This window comes from Lacrimispora xylanolytica, assembly GCF_026723765.1.
GTDB classification, from domain to species: Bacteria; Bacillota; Clostridia; order Lachnospirales; family Lachnospiraceae; genus Lacrimispora; species Lacrimispora xylanolytica.
Window position 1 is genome coordinate 4,023,013 of sequence record NZ_CP113524.1, and the last position, 15,974, is coordinate 4,038,986.

Annotated in this window: 9 protein-coding genes; all 9 read right to left on the reverse strand. The window is 41.5% G+C overall.

Going from position 1 to position 15,974, the window contains the following annotated elements; all coding sequences use genetic code 11:
- Positions 1-150: 150 nt before the first annotated feature.
- Positions 151-558, reverse strand: a complete 408-nt coding sequence (locus OW255_RS18615; RefSeq protein ID WP_268114941.1) for a type II toxin-antitoxin system HicB family antitoxin — start codon at positions 556-558, stop codon at positions 151-153.
- Positions 559-602: 44 nt separating this feature from the next.
- Entirely contained in the window at positions 603-734 is a 132-nt protein-coding gene (locus OW255_RS21005) for a type II toxin-antitoxin system HicA family toxin (RefSeq protein ID WP_416861654.1), read from the reverse strand.
- Between the two features lie 220 nt (positions 735-954).
- Positions 955-1,146: a hypothetical protein gene (locus tag OW255_RS18625; protein WP_268114942.1), complete on the reverse strand. Its 192-nt coding sequence runs from the start codon at positions 1,144-1,146 to the stop codon at positions 955-957.
- 8 nt (positions 1,147-1,154) lie between these two features.
- Positions 1,155-1,595 carry a single-stranded DNA-binding protein gene (locus tag OW255_RS18630; protein WP_268114943.1) on the reverse strand — a complete coding sequence of 147 codons (441 nt, stop codon included), beginning with the start codon at positions 1,593-1,595 and terminating at the stop codon, positions 1,155-1,157.
- Between the two features lie 51 nt (positions 1,596-1,646).
- Positions 1,647-5,813 (reverse strand): hypothetical protein, encoded by a 4,167-nt coding sequence (locus tag OW255_RS18635; RefSeq protein ID WP_268114944.1) that lies wholly within the window; start codon positions 5,811-5,813, stop codon positions 1,647-1,649.
- Between the two features lie 8 nt (positions 5,814-5,821).
- On the reverse strand, positions 5,822-12,055 hold the full coding sequence (locus OW255_RS18640) for an InlB B-repeat-containing protein (RefSeq protein ID WP_268114945.1): 6,234 nt from the start codon (positions 12,053-12,055) through the stop codon (positions 5,822-5,824).
- Entirely contained in the window at positions 12,052-12,216 is a 165-nt protein-coding gene (locus OW255_RS18645; RefSeq protein WP_268114946.1) for a hypothetical protein, read from the reverse strand. Before OW255_RS18645 ends, OW255_RS18640 begins: the two co-directional genes overlap by 4 nt.
- Positions 12,217-12,226: 10 nt before the next feature.
- The gene (locus OW255_RS18650; RefSeq protein ID WP_024834784.1) at positions 12,227-14,485 is read right to left on the reverse strand and encodes a DUF6273 domain-containing protein; all 2,259 of its coding nucleotides are present in this window, start codon (positions 14,483-14,485) and stop codon (positions 12,227-12,229) included.
- Positions 14,469-15,437, reverse strand: a complete 969-nt coding sequence (locus OW255_RS18655; protein ID WP_024834783.1) for a hypothetical protein — start codon at positions 15,435-15,437, stop codon at positions 14,469-14,471. Before OW255_RS18655 ends, OW255_RS18650 begins: the two co-directional genes overlap by 17 nt.
- Positions 15,438-15,974 lie beyond the last annotated feature (537 nt).

The following is a 15,974-nucleotide window of genomic DNA, read 5'->3' on the forward strand; positions in this document are numbered from 1 at the left end:
ATACCATAATATGGTAATTTAATCAAATTTCTCTATCCAATTCCTTTTGAATGAAACACTCTCTTAACATAAGTACATGGTATGGTAAGTTAAGTTTTTCCCACTTTACGTGATTTTTTTGATACCGGAATGAACGGAACTGAGTTCCGCTCACCGATTAATATTAAGCTGAGATTTTATTGCATCCTGCAATAGTTGAGAGAAGTTTATATCATGCTCCAAGGCAACAGCATTAAGCCAAGCAGGAAGGGTTACGGTACGATTCACCGATTGATTTACCCGCGCCATGCGAACAGAAGGCATAAATACGTCTATCAAAACCACCCTCTCATTTTCACCAACATGGAAATTTGATAGCGGTGTAGGCTGAGGTATCTCCTCCTCATCCTCTTCTAATCCGCAAAGAGCACAGCCAAGCAATTCTCTAGCAGAGAGAAAAGCATCATCATCATCGTTTCCACTGGTAGCACAATCCAAATCAGGAAATACCACTGCAATTTCCTTTTCTGGTTCATACGTAAAAATTGCAGGGTAAAAATAACGATCTGTCTTTTTCATGGTAAAAGCCTCCTTCTACTAATTTTGTCAGGAGATAACCAGGGCTATTTAAACTTTAGCCCAGACTGTCTTTCAATACTTTTAAACGTTGGAAGCGGTATGTCTTTGTCAGGATGTTTTACCGTTTTACGCCCCTTTTTAGTTGGATGTTTATATCGGTGATGACTTCTCGTCACTCCAACTTCATACCAACCATCAGCTTAAAGTATCGAAATAACCTCTCTTGATGAGTAACTCTTTATGTAACTTACCCTCCTGACAAAAAAATACAATACATATAATAATATTTGTCTACACGGGCAAAGATTATTATATTTATTAATTCTACTTAGAGGCTTTTTCTATCGGCTAAAATATATATGGTTTTCAATGTACTAGTTTACTTTTTTAATCTTTTTATCTTATCTCTTTTGCTTTTGGGTATATTCTTTTTACTATATGATCCGGAACATCTACATACTCTCCTATATTCAGTAAGACACATATCATATGATAGTCTGTCCCTACCACAATTCCATATTTTTCTCCAGTTTCTGATATTACTGATACCGGAATAACTTTGTTTTTATCTTTAGTCGTTAACTTCATCTTCCCACTTATGAATTAAATGGAAGTCCCTGATCATCCACCCCATTCGGGATATTCATAAAGCCATCTCCCATACTTGATGGTTCTGGTCTGGAGTGAGCCTGACTGCCATCATCTGAAGCTTGTTTGCTATCCGCAAATTCCTGCTCTTCTATAACAACATCCGTGGTATTAACCTTTATGCCGTCTTTATTTGTATAACTTCCAGTTTGAATGTGTCCTGAAATTAAGACTCTCATTCCCTGGCGGAAATACTTCTCTGCAAACTCCCCAGCCTTGTCAAAAGCCACGCAGTTAATAAAATCAGCCGTCTGTTCATCTTCCTGACTTTTACGCCATCTACGGTCAACGGCTAAGCTATATCTAGCAATTGCCATGGAACGCTCTCCTTGGGAGTATCTTACTTCTGGATCACGGGTCAATCTGCCCATTAAAATTACCTTGTTCATTTCTTCCTCCTCTCCTCCTCTACATTTCAGCAGAGGAGGTATGTATTTAACTTACTGTATCCATTGTCCCTTTTGGTCTACGTGATATCCGTCTGGTGTTATAGTGTTTGTCATTAACTTTCCTCTTGTCCCATTAGAAACCGGATTAAAATAGTACCAAGCTCCTTCAATATTCTGCCAGCCAGTAAGCATCTGGCCCTGGGTTCCATCAGTGGTCATTTTTAAGTAGTACATAACTCCATCTGCATCTGTCTGCCAGCCAGTTACCATAAATCCATCTTTATCAAATCGGAACCAGGAGGCCTTTTCCTGCTCTCCCGTTGCAAACGGGTTACTAATGTAGGCCCATTCATCGGTATAAGTCCGGTCGGAAGCAAAGATCCACTTTCCATTTCCTGCCTGAGTCCATGTGCCGGTAAGCGCACCGGAGGGAGCTGCCGGTCCTTTGATATTTCCTGCGACCGTTACTCCTACGGATCGGCTTCCACCACCGCCTCCAGAGCTGCCTCCGGAAGTGGTATTATCAATGACCTTTAGATTCAATCTAACCTGTACTGGATCAGAAAGCTTTCCATCACTACTTTCTGCATAAATAAAAGCGTTTGTACTTCCGGAATACTGGGATTTACCAATAACCTGGTTCACCCAGCCAGCAATGACTTCCTGCTTTTCATTTATCACCACTGCCTTTACATTTCCATCTGCATCAACAGAAAGGATTCCTGTATCCGAGGCTCTCCACAGGATGTTCTTGTTCTCTCTATTTTCTGGATAAATAGAAGCGGAAAATTTCTTTCCCTCTAGTCCGCTCCAGGTATAAGCCGAGCTGCTTCTTCTTCCTGTTTTGGTCAGGATAAGGTCAAAAGTTTCACTGTCTCTGTCTGCTTCCAGGCATTCTGCCTGGAACAATAACTTCACCAGACAAGTGGCTGCTTTCTTTCCATCCCTTGTAGTGGCTGTAATCTCTACATTTTTCTCTCCCATATAAGGAGCTTTGCGAAGTGCTTCTTTGATCCAGGCTGCACCATCAACTGGCATAACATTTCCCTGTTCATCCACGGATAATGCATCCGGATCAGAGGAAGTCCAGATCACAGTACGGCCATAGGGTTTATGTTCTACTGACTCATCTAGATCCGGTAGGACCGTTGCAGACAGCTTCTTTGCCATAAATCCCTTTTTATTTTTGATCTGTGAATAGACATCTCCGGCCATCTGATAGCCAAGGCGATAGGATAGTTCATTCTGATCCAGCGTAACGCCTTCCGGGACTACTCTCGTCTGGTCATCTGTCACAAAGTTGATGCTTACCTGGCAGACAGCAGAAACTTTATTCCCCAACTTATCTTTTCCATCTACGGTAATGACTACCTCCCGGCTTCCGCTTCCTGATACCTTCGCATAGGGATCATTGCTTTTGATTCCATTGTCGGTCGCTATGATATTACGAATCCAGGCAGCATCCTTGAAAGCAGAAACCGATGCTTCCCGGTAGGCTTCATTTTCCTGAGTCACTTGTACGACTGCCGGATCGGAACTGGTCCATACCACTTCGTCCTTTGAGAAGAAGTCCGGGGTGAATGTTGCAGTCAAGGACTGAGGGGCTGTTACCGTTATTGTTTCACTTGGAGCCTTTCGGTCTCCGGTCAGGGTCCTTTTGACAGTGTAGGTAAGCGCCTGTTTATCAAGGGCTGCTCCTTCTGTTGCAACTAAGGTATTGTCAATGATCTGGAAGGTGACATTGATCCGGCTGTTGGCGGTACAAGGCTTTCCTTCAAAGGAAGTAGAAGGTCTGGTCTGTGCAGTTAAAACTGCAACGCCTCCGTTTTGATGCCCAGCTCCGTAAATCGTATTGGGGATCTTATACTGGTAATTTTCATCTGCCTGTTTCTTTTCTGCGTCCTCTATAATCGTTTGAAAGAAAGAGGAGGAAAGATTGACAGAAAGGCTGGCTGATTTTGCGGTATAACCGTCTGTTTCTTCATCCGTATTCTTTTCCAGGGTAATGAGCTGAGGGTCATCAATGCTCCATTTCACACGGTTATCTGCTACGTCATTGTTGGCATCAATCACAGCCTTGATATTCACCAGCTGTACTTCAGTCCCTTTTTCTAACACGCCGTTAATGTAGCGGGCAATCAGCTTTCCTTCCTTATTCTTGATCTCTGTTGTTATGACCGGAGCCTTTCGGTTCCCGGTTCTTGTCTGGACCACTGCAAAGGTATAACTTTCCGGATCAACCTTTACGGATACCGCTACCTTTTTATAGAGGGCCGATAGGGTAATGTTGTCCTCCGGCATGGTAAAGGTATAGGCATGGCTGCTATCTGAATAGGTGCTGCTCTTTTTGATTCCTTTACTATTTACGTAAAAAGGAGAGCCTTCGATCTGAAACTTTTCCGTATCCGTATTGCTTGGCGCCGTTGTTACAGTAACAGCGGTACCGGCTGCAATGGCCCCCCGGTTCTCTTTATCCATAGGCTTGGAATACTGAGAGCTTCCACGGACTTCTAAGGTAGCAATGTCATAATAGTTCTGACCATTTGCTATGGTATCAATCTGATTGACATTTAATAGATATCCTCTTACGGGCCGTCCAAGGGAATCCGGTGCAAAGTGATCCAGGATATAATCTCCTAATTCCTCATCAAGAACGGTCAGGATGCCTTTTTCCAGTTCTTCATAAAAGTACTGGTCAGAAATGGTCTTTTTGGCTCCGCCCTGCACCAAAGTATAATAGATATCTCCTGTATGCCAGTATCCAATATGAGCGGCGTAGGTATAATCATTATCATCTTCAATCTCTGAACCGCATACATTGGCGCTTATCTTGCTTTCCGTATCAGCAAACAGATACGCCACATCTTCTATGTAGTTGAAATTAGTTGCAGCCCCTTGTCTCGTTCCGATAAAGGTTCCTTCCCTTGCCATGGAACCGAGCTGGGAGTTTCCAATGGTTCCAGCAAAACGGGCCACCTTTAATTTTCCGGCTGTGTACTTTCCTGTGATACCCCCAATGGCGGTGGAATGATAGCCCCCAATGGTTCCGCTTACATAGGTGTTAAATATATCACTAGCATTCTGATAGCCTACGATTCCACCAATGTATCCGGTTCCCTGGATTCTCGCCGTAGTTCCTGTGCCGGTAGATACCTCACAGTCTACAATGAAAGAATCCGAAGCAATACCTGCGATACCACCGGCATAAATAACTTCACTTCCTCCTTTAGCATCAATCATGACTTTTTCACAGATGGCATTTTCAATGACCGTACCACTGATTTCTCCTGCAATTCCTCCGGAAATACCGGTAGAGCTAATGTCAGCATTTTTTACGGTTATGTTTCCAATTTCACTATTTTCTGCATAGCCCACGACCACACCAGTCCGGTCATTTCCCTTAATGGAACTGCTGTCCGGGATTATGGTCAGGTCATGGATATTGGCATCGTTTACAGCTCCGAACAGACCCACGTTGTTATAACTGGCAAAGGAAGCCAGTTTTAAGTTTTTAATGGTGTTTCCGTTTCCATCAAAGAAACCATTAAATGGGTGGGAGACTTCCCCGGCAATTTCTGAAGAATCCTGATAAAAGCCAATGGGAATCCAATTCACTCCCTGAAGATCAATGTTTGCTCCCAGGGCAAAGTAGCATCCGGAATAATCTCCGGCATACTTGGCTCCCTCTGCCTCCGGAACCATCATCCCCATAGCTGTAAGTTCAGAAAGGCCCATAAGCTGCTCCCGGTTCTTAATGAGATAAGGCTTCTCTTCCGTTCCCTCTCCCTGGCTTCCGCTAAGGAATTCAAAACTGGTCTTTCCGGACCAGGAATCCCAGATATCTCCCAGGGAGCTGGAAGTCTCTAACGCTAATTTTTTCACAGCAATCAAGGAGGACGGCAGCAATGGATTTACGGATACCGGCTTCGCCTGGGAAGGGGTGGCCGGCTCAGTCCAGTCAATGTCAGGTTCCGTCACTGGCTCGGTTTCTATTTCATCTTCCGGCTGATCAATTTCCGGTTCTGTTTCTTCGATTATATTTACTGGTTCTTCTTCATCTTCGATCTTCTCCGCCTGAGAAGGGGTCCCCATCCGGGCATACACCGGATTTCCGGAAAGAAGGTCTGTATTGGCATAAACTGCCCAACTTGGCAGTGATGTCATTGCCAGGGCGGCACACAATGCGTATGCCGTCCCTTTCATCATCTTTTTGTTCATTCTTCCTCCTATTTCTTATCTTTGCAAACCCCATTTTCGTCTACCCAAAATCCATCTGGGGTATATTCATTTCGATACATGGAACCATACGGCCGATCCAACAGACTTAGAGGTGTATTAAGTATCTCAAGATCAAATAGCCACCCTATTTTGTTATCTCCCATATAGGTCTGACGCTGGTTCTTTTCTGTAAAGTAATACATTTTATTGTCAATACGCCGCCAACCAGTAAGCATCTCTGTGGTGTTTGGATCAAAGAAATATAACTTTTTATCCATTGGTTCGTTATACCAGCCCCTAAGTGCTGCTCCAAACTGCTCTTCAGGGTCATTGTTCAGCATGAACCACTCATTATCTTTTTCTTTGTACCAGTTGTAATTTAACTTACTTTCTTCATTCACATGATATAAATTGGTACCATCTCCGATCCACTCATTGCTTGCAGGAGTCCCGTCCGGCTTAATATAAGTAACATCCTTTGGATTCTCCGGGTTTACGTTAAAGGTACCACCATCATTCCTCACGCTTGGCTTTGAAGTACTGTCTATGGAAGGAATCTCTGGAACAGTCACGGCCTCATTATCCTTAGCTTTTGATTCATTTGGCTTTACTGGATCTGGCTTTACTGGATCTGGCTTTGTGGGTTCTGGCTTCGTTGGCTCCGTGTCAGTTGGCTCCGTGTCAGTTGGCTCCGGATCGGTCGGTTCTGGCTTCGTTGGTTCCGGGTCAGTTGGCTCCGGTTTTGTCGGCTCTGGATCGGTTGGTTCCGGGTCAGTATTTCCATTGTCTACTTTCTTATAATCATCTGAAGTACCTGGTTCTCCATCTGGCCCATTTAGCCAGGTTTCAGTATCATGATCCCAACTTCCTCCGTTCCCTGGCCGGATATGCGTTACGTCTCCGTTGTCGATGTAATAACCGCCACCGGGCAGTACATGGATCTGCCTATCATTATCGGTTCCCGGTTTTCCGTCCGGGCCATACCACCAGTGTTCCGTTCCACTTGTCCAACTTCCTCCGGTTCCCGGTCTTATGTAGGTTCCGTTTCCGTTGTCAATGTAATAACCGCCGCCGGGCAGTACATGGATCTGCCTATCATCATCGGTTCCTGGCTTTCCGTCCGAACCGTACCACCAGTGTCCCGTTCCACTTGTCCAGCTTCCTCCAGTTCCTGGTTTTATGTAGGTTCCATCTCCGTTGTCGATGTAATAACCGCCTCCGGGCAGTACATGGATCTGCTTATCATCATCGGTTCCTGGCTTTCCGTCCGGACCGTACCACCAGTGTTCCGTTCCACTTGTCCAGCTTCCTCCAGTTCCCGGTCTTATGTAGGTTCCGTCTCTGTTGTCAATGTAATAACCGCCTCCGGGCAGTATATGAATCTGTCTATCATCAGAAGTTCCCGGTGTTCCATCTGGCCCATACCACCAGTACTGTGTTTCACTTCCCCAGTTTCCTCCGGCTCCTGGTCTTATATAGATTCCATTTCCACTGTCAATGTAATAAATGGGTGTTCCGTTGCTTCCATTCCCTCCGTTATAAATCCGGACATCATCATAGGTTCCAGGGATTCCATCGGGGCCATTCCACCAAAGTTCAATTCCACTGGCCCAGCTTCCCCCTGTACCTGGTCGGTAATGAGTTCCATTTCCATTGTCTGCATAGGAACCAGTCCCATTTGCAAAGGTAAGGATTCGCTTGTCATCGGAAGTCAGAGAAATTCCATCAAGCCCTTTCCACCAGAGTTCATCATCAGTGGTATTCCACGTTCCATCGGCTCCGGGTTTTCTGTAAGTCCCGTTTCCATTGTCGATAATTCCGATGGTCCAGTGCCCATAATAGGTCTGATCCCCCAGTGCTGCCAGTGTAGTCTCCTTGATCCGGGTTCCTCCTTCTGGTTCAGTAAACCAACCAAGGAACACATAACCTGTCTCATTTAGATTAGGCAGCACACCAATAGGAAGAGCATAGGTCACGGTCTTATCTTCCGGATCTTCCATGGTCTCAGATTCTGGTAGATTTCGCTCAAAATGAATCGTATACTGGTTTGCCTTCCATTTGGCTTTATACTCTGTATCACCAGCTTCCACCCAACTTCCGGCCGTCACTTGCTCCCCGTTATCTTTAAACCAACCACCAAAGGTATAGCCTGGCTTCTCCGGTGACGGAAGGGTTCCGAGACGGGAGGGATAATCCTGATTTATTTCTATTACAACTTGCTTTCCATCTGCATCATAGTAAACAAATTGAATTTGATAAGAATTTGATTCCCAGCCTGCATGATAGGTATATCCCTCTGCTCCAGACTGTGGCTGAAAGATGGTCTGAGGATTGATTTTTTTGTTTTCCCCATCATACCAACCTGTAAAGGTATACCCTTTCTCTTCCGGAGCCGGAAGCGTTCCAAATGCCTGGTCATAGGTCTGGTTCACCGTAAAGGTCTGTACTGATTCTTCTTCTGGTTGTTGAGCCTTTGAAATAAACCGAACCTCATAGGATATTGGGTACCAATTTCCGTAATAGACCACATCTTTGGATTCCACCATGGAATGGCTAGTCAGTTTTGTTCCTGTCCCATTCTTTCCGGTCCACCAGCCATTAAATTTCCAGCCGTAGATTTCAGGAGCCGGAAGGGTTCCCAGTTCCGTATCAAACGTATGCTCTTTCTTTAACACTCCTTCCGTCCACCTCACATGATCCGGATCAAAAGTCACTTTGTAAGTATTGGGGAACCAATGAGCATACACGGTCACATTAATGGACGGCATCTGGTTACCTCTGTAGGAATAGATACTTCCTCCAGATGCACTTGTGTACCAGCCATCGAACTGATATCCAGGTCTTTCTACAAGATCTTTTCCATCTTCTAGTATCTGGTCAAAGGATTGATCAAAGGAAATGACCACTTCTTTTTTTGGACTTCCCTCCAGAGTTCCACCGTTTCCATCTAACGTTAGTAAATACCCGTTTATGGAATACTGGGCGGTGACTTCCTTATGGTCCTGAATGTTGGCCGTTGGCTTATCCCAGCCAATAAATGTGTACCCAGCTCTCTCAGGTGCTTCCGGTGGCGTTGCATCGGCCCCTAGTAAAATCTCCTGCCTATCAATGACAGTTCCATTCCACTCTTTAAAAGTAACCTCGCTGGAGCTTCTTTCCCACTGTGCATATACAGTCAGATCTGTATCAGGCATTACATTTCCGCTTTCCGGATATTTACTGCCCTCGGTGGGAGCTGTATACCAGCCTGTAAAGGTATAATACTTACGAATTGCATTGTTTTTTCCATCTGTAAGATCCTGATCTAAGGACTCTCCAGCCGTAACATCCATTGTTATGTTTGTTTTTCCGGACAGACTTCCTCCGTTCCCATCTAAGGTAAGGCGATGAGAATTAATCTCATATTGAGCTGTTAGGACCGTATCTTCCTGGATATTTGTGGTTGAATTATCCCAACCAATAAAACGGTATCCAGTGCGTACTGGTGGTTCTGGCAGCACTGCACTCTCACCATATAGAACCGTTTGATTGGATAGAATATTCCCATCCCAATCCTTAAATGTTACTGTGAAATCTCTTACATATTTAGCATACACATTTACATCTATAGTTTTAGCACTTTGTACTGGGTCTTCTGGTTTTAACCCAAGGCTAAAATCTATAGGATTTGTAAACTCTTTATCGTAATAGAACCCCTTAAATACTCTGCCGTCATCGTATATTTTTTCATTCTTTAGGTTAATTAAATTATCATAATTATCTGAACTTATTACCTCATCATATTTACCATACACAAAACCCGATGTATTACTCTCCCAACTAGAAGTGGTATTGCTTGGAAACCAGGCAATAAATTTTAAGGTTTTTGGAGTTCTTGCAAAATATACATTTCTATTTGTAGTAGTGGCATATTTAAGATCAGTTGGTAGTATTACACCATTATCATCACACCACCCGTTACCATATCCAGTACTTATATATCCCGGAACTTCCATACTTGCAGTTGATGGTAGATATCTTTCGCATAACACTTTATCACTATTGCTTGAATTTAGGGTCATTGTTCTAGGTGGTCTGCTATCTCCAATACCATAGTTTATGGTATAATTTACGGTCCAGTTATCCCATTTTCCATATAAGTTTAAAGACTCTCCTGGCATTTTATAGTCTGGCTGTACACCGGAACCATATTCAAAAGCATATCCAAACTTTTCTAAATGCCATTTAACAATTCTTTTACCATTACTACTAGAGAAGTTGGGCGGGTTTCCTATAGCATCACCCTCATTTATTTTACCTACTCTCTGATAATTGGTGTCCGAGCCATCTAAATTTCTATAATAAATAATATAATTTGAATTACGTTCCCATACTGCATATAGAGTTAAGTCGCTACCTAGTCCGCTAGGGTAGTAGCTTGATCCACTTCCTTCTGGATTTGTATACCACCCCTTAAAGTTGTATAAACTTCTAGTTGTTTTTGATTCTAAATTCTTAAGTAAGTCATATGTACGTGTTCCATAAATTAACTCTTTCGTATATGTTTCACTGCCATCTATTAAACCACCATTACCCATTAAAGTTAATGTCACTGTGTCTTTATACTGAGCCTTAAATGTGGAATCTTTTGATATATTGGAATAATCTCCACCCCAACCGGTAAATATTTTACCAGGTATTACAGGAGGTGTTGGAGCTGTGGCTGAATTACCGGATAATACTATTTGCTCACTTAGTATATTACCGTCTATATCTTGAAAAATTACTGTATTTTCAAGTGGCTTAAATGAAGGAAATACCCAAGTAACCTTACCACTAGTACCGCAATTAATCTCTGTACCACTAGCTATATAATCACCATATCCACTACCTAGTCTCCAACCTTCAAAAATATATCCTGATTTTGATGGTTTACTTACTGAATCTATATTAAATGAACTATTTCTTCTTACTTTAATATCTTGAATATCATAGGTATAGTTACCTACATTGAAATACTCTACCTTTTTATTTACACGATCCTCCTGCTCCCTAGCAAAAATATACATGTCTGCATTATCTGGACACCACACACCATATATTGACGTAGGATACCACTCATCAGATTTAAATATAAATCCTTGAGATAGTAAAGTGACACTACTGTAATAACTATCTATATTTGCAGGGTCTCCATTTAGTAAGTCATACCCTATTACTACGTTAGATGCGTTATATCTCGGAACTGAAAAACTATTGTCATTACTTCTATAGCTTGCCCAAGCTACAAATTTTGAAGTAAAGTTCATACCTCTATCTATAGCCGATTGATACGGCTTTTGAGGATACATTGTGCTACCTCCCATAGATGGGTGATCTTTTATAAGGTATTGATTAGACGGAATACTTGACCTAAACTGTCCAGGAGCGTCTAAATACCACTCATAATCATAATAAGTAGTGGCCATCAAACTGGCTCTTAACATATTATTTACATTTATCACTCCATCTTCATCGGAATAGTACCAGCCTGGCTGACCTTCTCGTTCTTCCTCATTTATTATGATTCCATAAAAGTGATATCCTAGATTTCCATTATCATCACTTTCTAAATGCCAAATATAATACCCTGATGTATCCCAATTTTTAAAACCACTTATCTTTTTTCTAATGTAATCATTAATTTCATTATTATTAGAAAATAGCCTCCAAGATAAGCTTGTCCATGCAGTTTCATCTGGCACTACGCTCCTATATACAAAAGGAGCCAAATCGTAATACTCCTCATCCAGATTCACCGAATCAGAAGCATCATCAACCGTCCCGGTCAGATCCGTCACATACCATAGAGGAAATTCTACATCTCCTTGTAAATATCCGTAATCCCGGTACTGCATCATCCCATACCGGTCCTCAAATTTCCAAAATTTCTTTCCTAAATCCGATGCCTGGGAGTAATATTCCGGAATTTCTTCCGGCTCCACTCTCACAAACTTTTTTACTACCTCAGAAGGTGTTGCTTTTCCATCTGGAATTTCTGCTTCCGATGGTGTGGCCTCTCTCCCTAGGCTTTCCGCTTCTGAAGGCGTAGCAGTTGAGCCTTGCTTTGTAGATTCCGATGGAGACGCAAGCAATTCCAATGCTTTCTCCATATTTGTCTTCCAAGATGCTAAGGAAGTAAATGGAGGGGCATATCCTACTGTGGTTACTGCAATGACAGCAGCAAGGAAAAGACTTAATATTCTTTTTCCATTCCCTTTCATGTTTTATTCTCCTGTATCCTTTGTTTAAATTCTCTTATCCACTGCATTTGTTCCTTATCATTAATTGCCCTTTGTTCTGGGCTTATTTTAAGGATATTTCCTAAGAATATTGCAGAGAAGATAACGATAATTAAAAGAAGCAAAGACATAATTAGTAGCATCTTAATCTCCTTATCCTTGTGGAATTGCCATTACAGGTCGGACTCCTATGTTTGTTTCAGAAACCTCCACAGGCCGAATATTACCACCTACCAAACTAACCGTATAAATGGCATCCCCGTACTGAATATCTAAATTTCCACTATCCTGCGGTGTACGAAGATAATATCCTTTAGAGTAAGCTGAAACTTGAGATTCTGGATTGTTATTTACACTCCCGTTAAACTTCCATAAGTAATCCTTATACTTAATTGCCTCATCCACAGACAGGATAAACACCCGGTCCTCTAACTGCTGAAATAACCTTGCCTTTCCCTGTAAGCTGTTCTCTGAAAACTGCTCATATGCTCCCGTACTCGTTGATCCCATATAAGAGTTTGTTATACCTATGTAAGTATCATGAACAAAATCAGCTTTGGCATTTTCAAGGAGCCACCCCCTGACTTTGGAATATTTATAATTATTGTTATCCCCAAAGTTCAATTTTTTAGAAGACCCTTGGACATCAGACCTTATTACACTGTCACAGATAAATAAAGCAAGCTTTTGGCTTTTTCCCAAGGCATCCTCATAATCATCGTCAATGCAGCGGAACAAGTATAGTTTGTCTCCGATAGCTCTTACCTGTACATCTCCAATACTGTAATGTACTGCTTCCGGAGCTTCATCTGACGGCTCTTGACAAATATCACAGGTACCATCATGGTCCTCATCTATATGACCGGTAGCCGGTAATATAACTGTTTCCTCCTTTCCACACTTTTTGCATCCAACGGTTTGATGACCGTTCTCTATACATGTAGCAGCTACTTTATCAATCATTTCATACTCATGGCTGCAAATGTTTTCATCATATGCTTTTTCAAATCCAACCCGCAAAACAGTGTATGTAGTCCCTGAAATAGTTAATTGCTCCACTGGAAGCTCCGAAATATTCTTTATCATTGGTAACCTTTGACTGATAATTCCAGCGCTTGGATAATACCCCTTAGCAATCAGATAAATTTCTTTCCGTTCTGTCCCTTCAGCCATGGAGACCAGGTTGAGGAGCCGCTCATTTCCTTCGGTCTGACTCGTTGAAATGAGCTGTATTTCCGTTGGATACTCACCAGTTATAAGATAATCTGCCATCCTTGCGGTTTCTAGCCAGTCTAGTAACCGTTCCTTTGATTCATCATCTGGATCGGCTTCCTCTGGGATCTGTTCTCCTTTTCTAAATTCAATATAGTACTTTTGTATCCCATTGCCGTTTACCTCAACACTCCAGGGACTTGATACTAGGGAATGGTAATAATATCTGTCCGTCCCTATAAATGTTTCAGGAAAATCTATGACAAGCTCTTTCCCTTCCTCAGTCTCTCCTTTCTGTCCTTTTAAAATTTCTTTGTCTGGTCTTCCCCCTTCAATAAAATATAAATTCCAGCTAATCTTTTTTGCTTCCGACGGAGAAGAAAGAGCTTCTTTTTGGTAATAAACAGATACATTTGTGTGGTTGCCAGTAAGAATAAGACCATCTTTTTGCCCTTTACAAATCCTGTAACCATCAATCTCTATTGGTGTTATCTGAATGGTTTCTCCCTCCTTCCCATATCCCGTTACTACCTGTAGTGTAGATTTGTCATCTATGTCCATATATTTGATGGTATAAATGCATTGACCCTCTGGATTTTTCGGAATTTCACTTTCACTCTTATCGGGTTTGGTTTCAGACGGCTGCTCAGAAGGCGTTACCGGATTTGACTTAGGTTCTTGATCAATTGAACTATTGAAATCCCTGATTTTTCTATTGCCTCCTCCACCTCCTCCTGTGATGAACTTTGATACAGCAGCAGAATTCTTTCTTTCGGTTTGTATGCCTTTTCCGGGAACCTCCATTATTTGTGTTCCCTCAAGCCAGGCTCCGGTTTCACCTACTTGATATCCATCTGGAGTTAAATCATTTAGAAACATGGCTCCTTCGGGATATTTCTCTTCTGTTTTTACTGAAAGGTAGTAACATCGGCCATCAATCCATTGCCAACCGGTCAGCATTTTCCCTGATAAACCATTTAATCCGAAAGCTAAAAAATACCATCTACCGTTAATTTGTTGCCAACCAGTTAGCGCCTCTCCATTTTTATTGAAATAAAACCAATTTTCATCTATGCACTTCCAACTCCCTTCTGTTAAAGGCTCACTGGCCTTTACGTTCATTTGCAAAAGCAAGCAGGTCAGGCACATGGTCAGAATAATTAATCTGCCCTTGTTCTTCTTGTCAGTAAAGCTCCTCATGATCTATCTCCTTTCTTTTTTTGATATGTTTTAATCTTCGTTTCAAGGATATCGCCAATACAATCAAACCAATTATTAATAAAATGGAAAATGTTACAACAACACTTCTACGAAAAATAACCCAACTTCCTTTCTTGTCATTTCCAGTGAAATCTCCTGAGTTTACAAGGTGCTCTCCTGCCTGATCCCAACCATCTGTCACAGAATTAAACCCTCGATAAACAGCTACACATTGATTTCCTTGAAAAGAAGGTAATATTGCTTCTCCACCATAAGTCACATGATAATCAGATACTTTTTTTTCTCCTGTCACCAAAGCATTTCTACAAATAACACCTCCATCACCTATGTAAGGATCTCCTTCCCATGCGGCATCCGTAATCCTGTATTTTTCAGGATCAACCTGTATTTCATTAAGTAGTTCCGTGTAGCAATCCTTTATTTGAGGTTTTTGATTGTCAAATGGAATTTTTTTACCACCCAGCTGATAGTAATCCGCGTCATAGGAGTGAAATACTGCAGTAAAAGAAAATCCAGGAACCCACTGCTCATTACCAGGTTCCATTTGGTAAATGGGGATATCTCGCTTCACAGTTTGTCCAGTAACTTTATCTTTAATAGTTATAGGAGTCTGCTCAGGAATTTGCGCCGCCCACTCCACCTCTTTATAATCTACCGTTTGTACCGCCCACTCCTTCCTTTCTGGTAAATAAAGAGGTTCTATATGCCACTCCTTTAACCAAAATTCTTTTCCATCTTGGTCTGTATAACTCTCATCTGGTATATAGTTGTCATTTTCATCAATGGCGATTTGAGATCTGATGATTACCTCTGATTTTTGAGTATCCACCTTTATTTCAGGATACTCTGCTGCCCATATGTGTTTTTCATACGACTCCCCTTGAAAAACACATACAATCACAGCAAGTAAAAATAAAAGCTTTTTTAGCAAAACAATAAAACACCTCCCGCTTTATTTAAATGTGTTGAGAATTTTTTTGAGTGATTCAGAAATAAATAAGAATAGCAAAAGATATAACAGAGATAAAATGATAGAAATAAAATACCAATATATTGAACTAATAACATCTGTTATAAAACAACTAATGAAAGACAAAAAAAAATTACTTATGGAATGGAATTTGATAATAAAAATGAAAGAGATATAAAATGATATAAAAAAGAAATATAGAATAATTAATACAACATTTAGCCACAGCCCACAGCCCACAGCCCACAGCCCACAGCCCACAGCCCACAGCCCACAAATTATTATTATGTAATGTAAAAAATCCACAAGCCTATAACAATAAATTGTCTATGAAATTTTGACTCATTCAAAAAACAACATCTGTCAGCATCTATAAACAGATAAGAATATTACTAAAAATATAAAGTTAACAACAACAGCAACAACTTTAGACACAAAAATCGTCAGATGCTCATGTACGTTCATAACTATAGTATACTATAATTATAAATCTCTTAG

What these genes read in the sequence shown, in the direction of transcription:
- OW255_RS18615 (WP_268114941.1), bottom strand. Translation starts at nt 558, where the DNA reads ATGAAAAAGACAGATCGTTATTTTTACCCTGCAATTTTTACGTATGAA.
- OW255_RS18645 (WP_268114946.1), bottom strand. Translation starts at nt 12,216, where the DNA reads ATGCTACTAATTATGTCTTTGCTTCTTTTAATTATCGTTATCTTCTCT.
- OW255_RS18630 (WP_268114943.1), bottom strand. Translation starts at nt 1,595, where the DNA reads ATGAACAAGGTAATTTTAATGGGCAGATTGACCCGTGATCCAGAAGTA.
- OW255_RS18635 (WP_268114944.1), bottom strand. Translation starts at nt 5,813, where the DNA reads ATGAACAAAAAGATGATGAAAGGGACGGCATACGCATTGTGTGCCGCC.
- OW255_RS18640 (WP_268114945.1), bottom strand. Translation starts at nt 12,055, where the DNA reads ATGAAAGGGAATGGAAAAAGAATATTAAGTCTTTTCCTTGCTGCTGTC.
- OW255_RS18625 (WP_268114942.1), bottom strand. Translation starts at nt 1,146, where the DNA reads ATGAAGTTAACGACTAAAGATAAAAACAAAGTTATTCCGGTATCAGTA.
- OW255_RS18650 (WP_024834784.1), bottom strand. Translation starts at nt 14,485, where the DNA reads ATGAGGAGCTTTACTGACAAGAAGAACAAGGGCAGATTAATTATTCTG.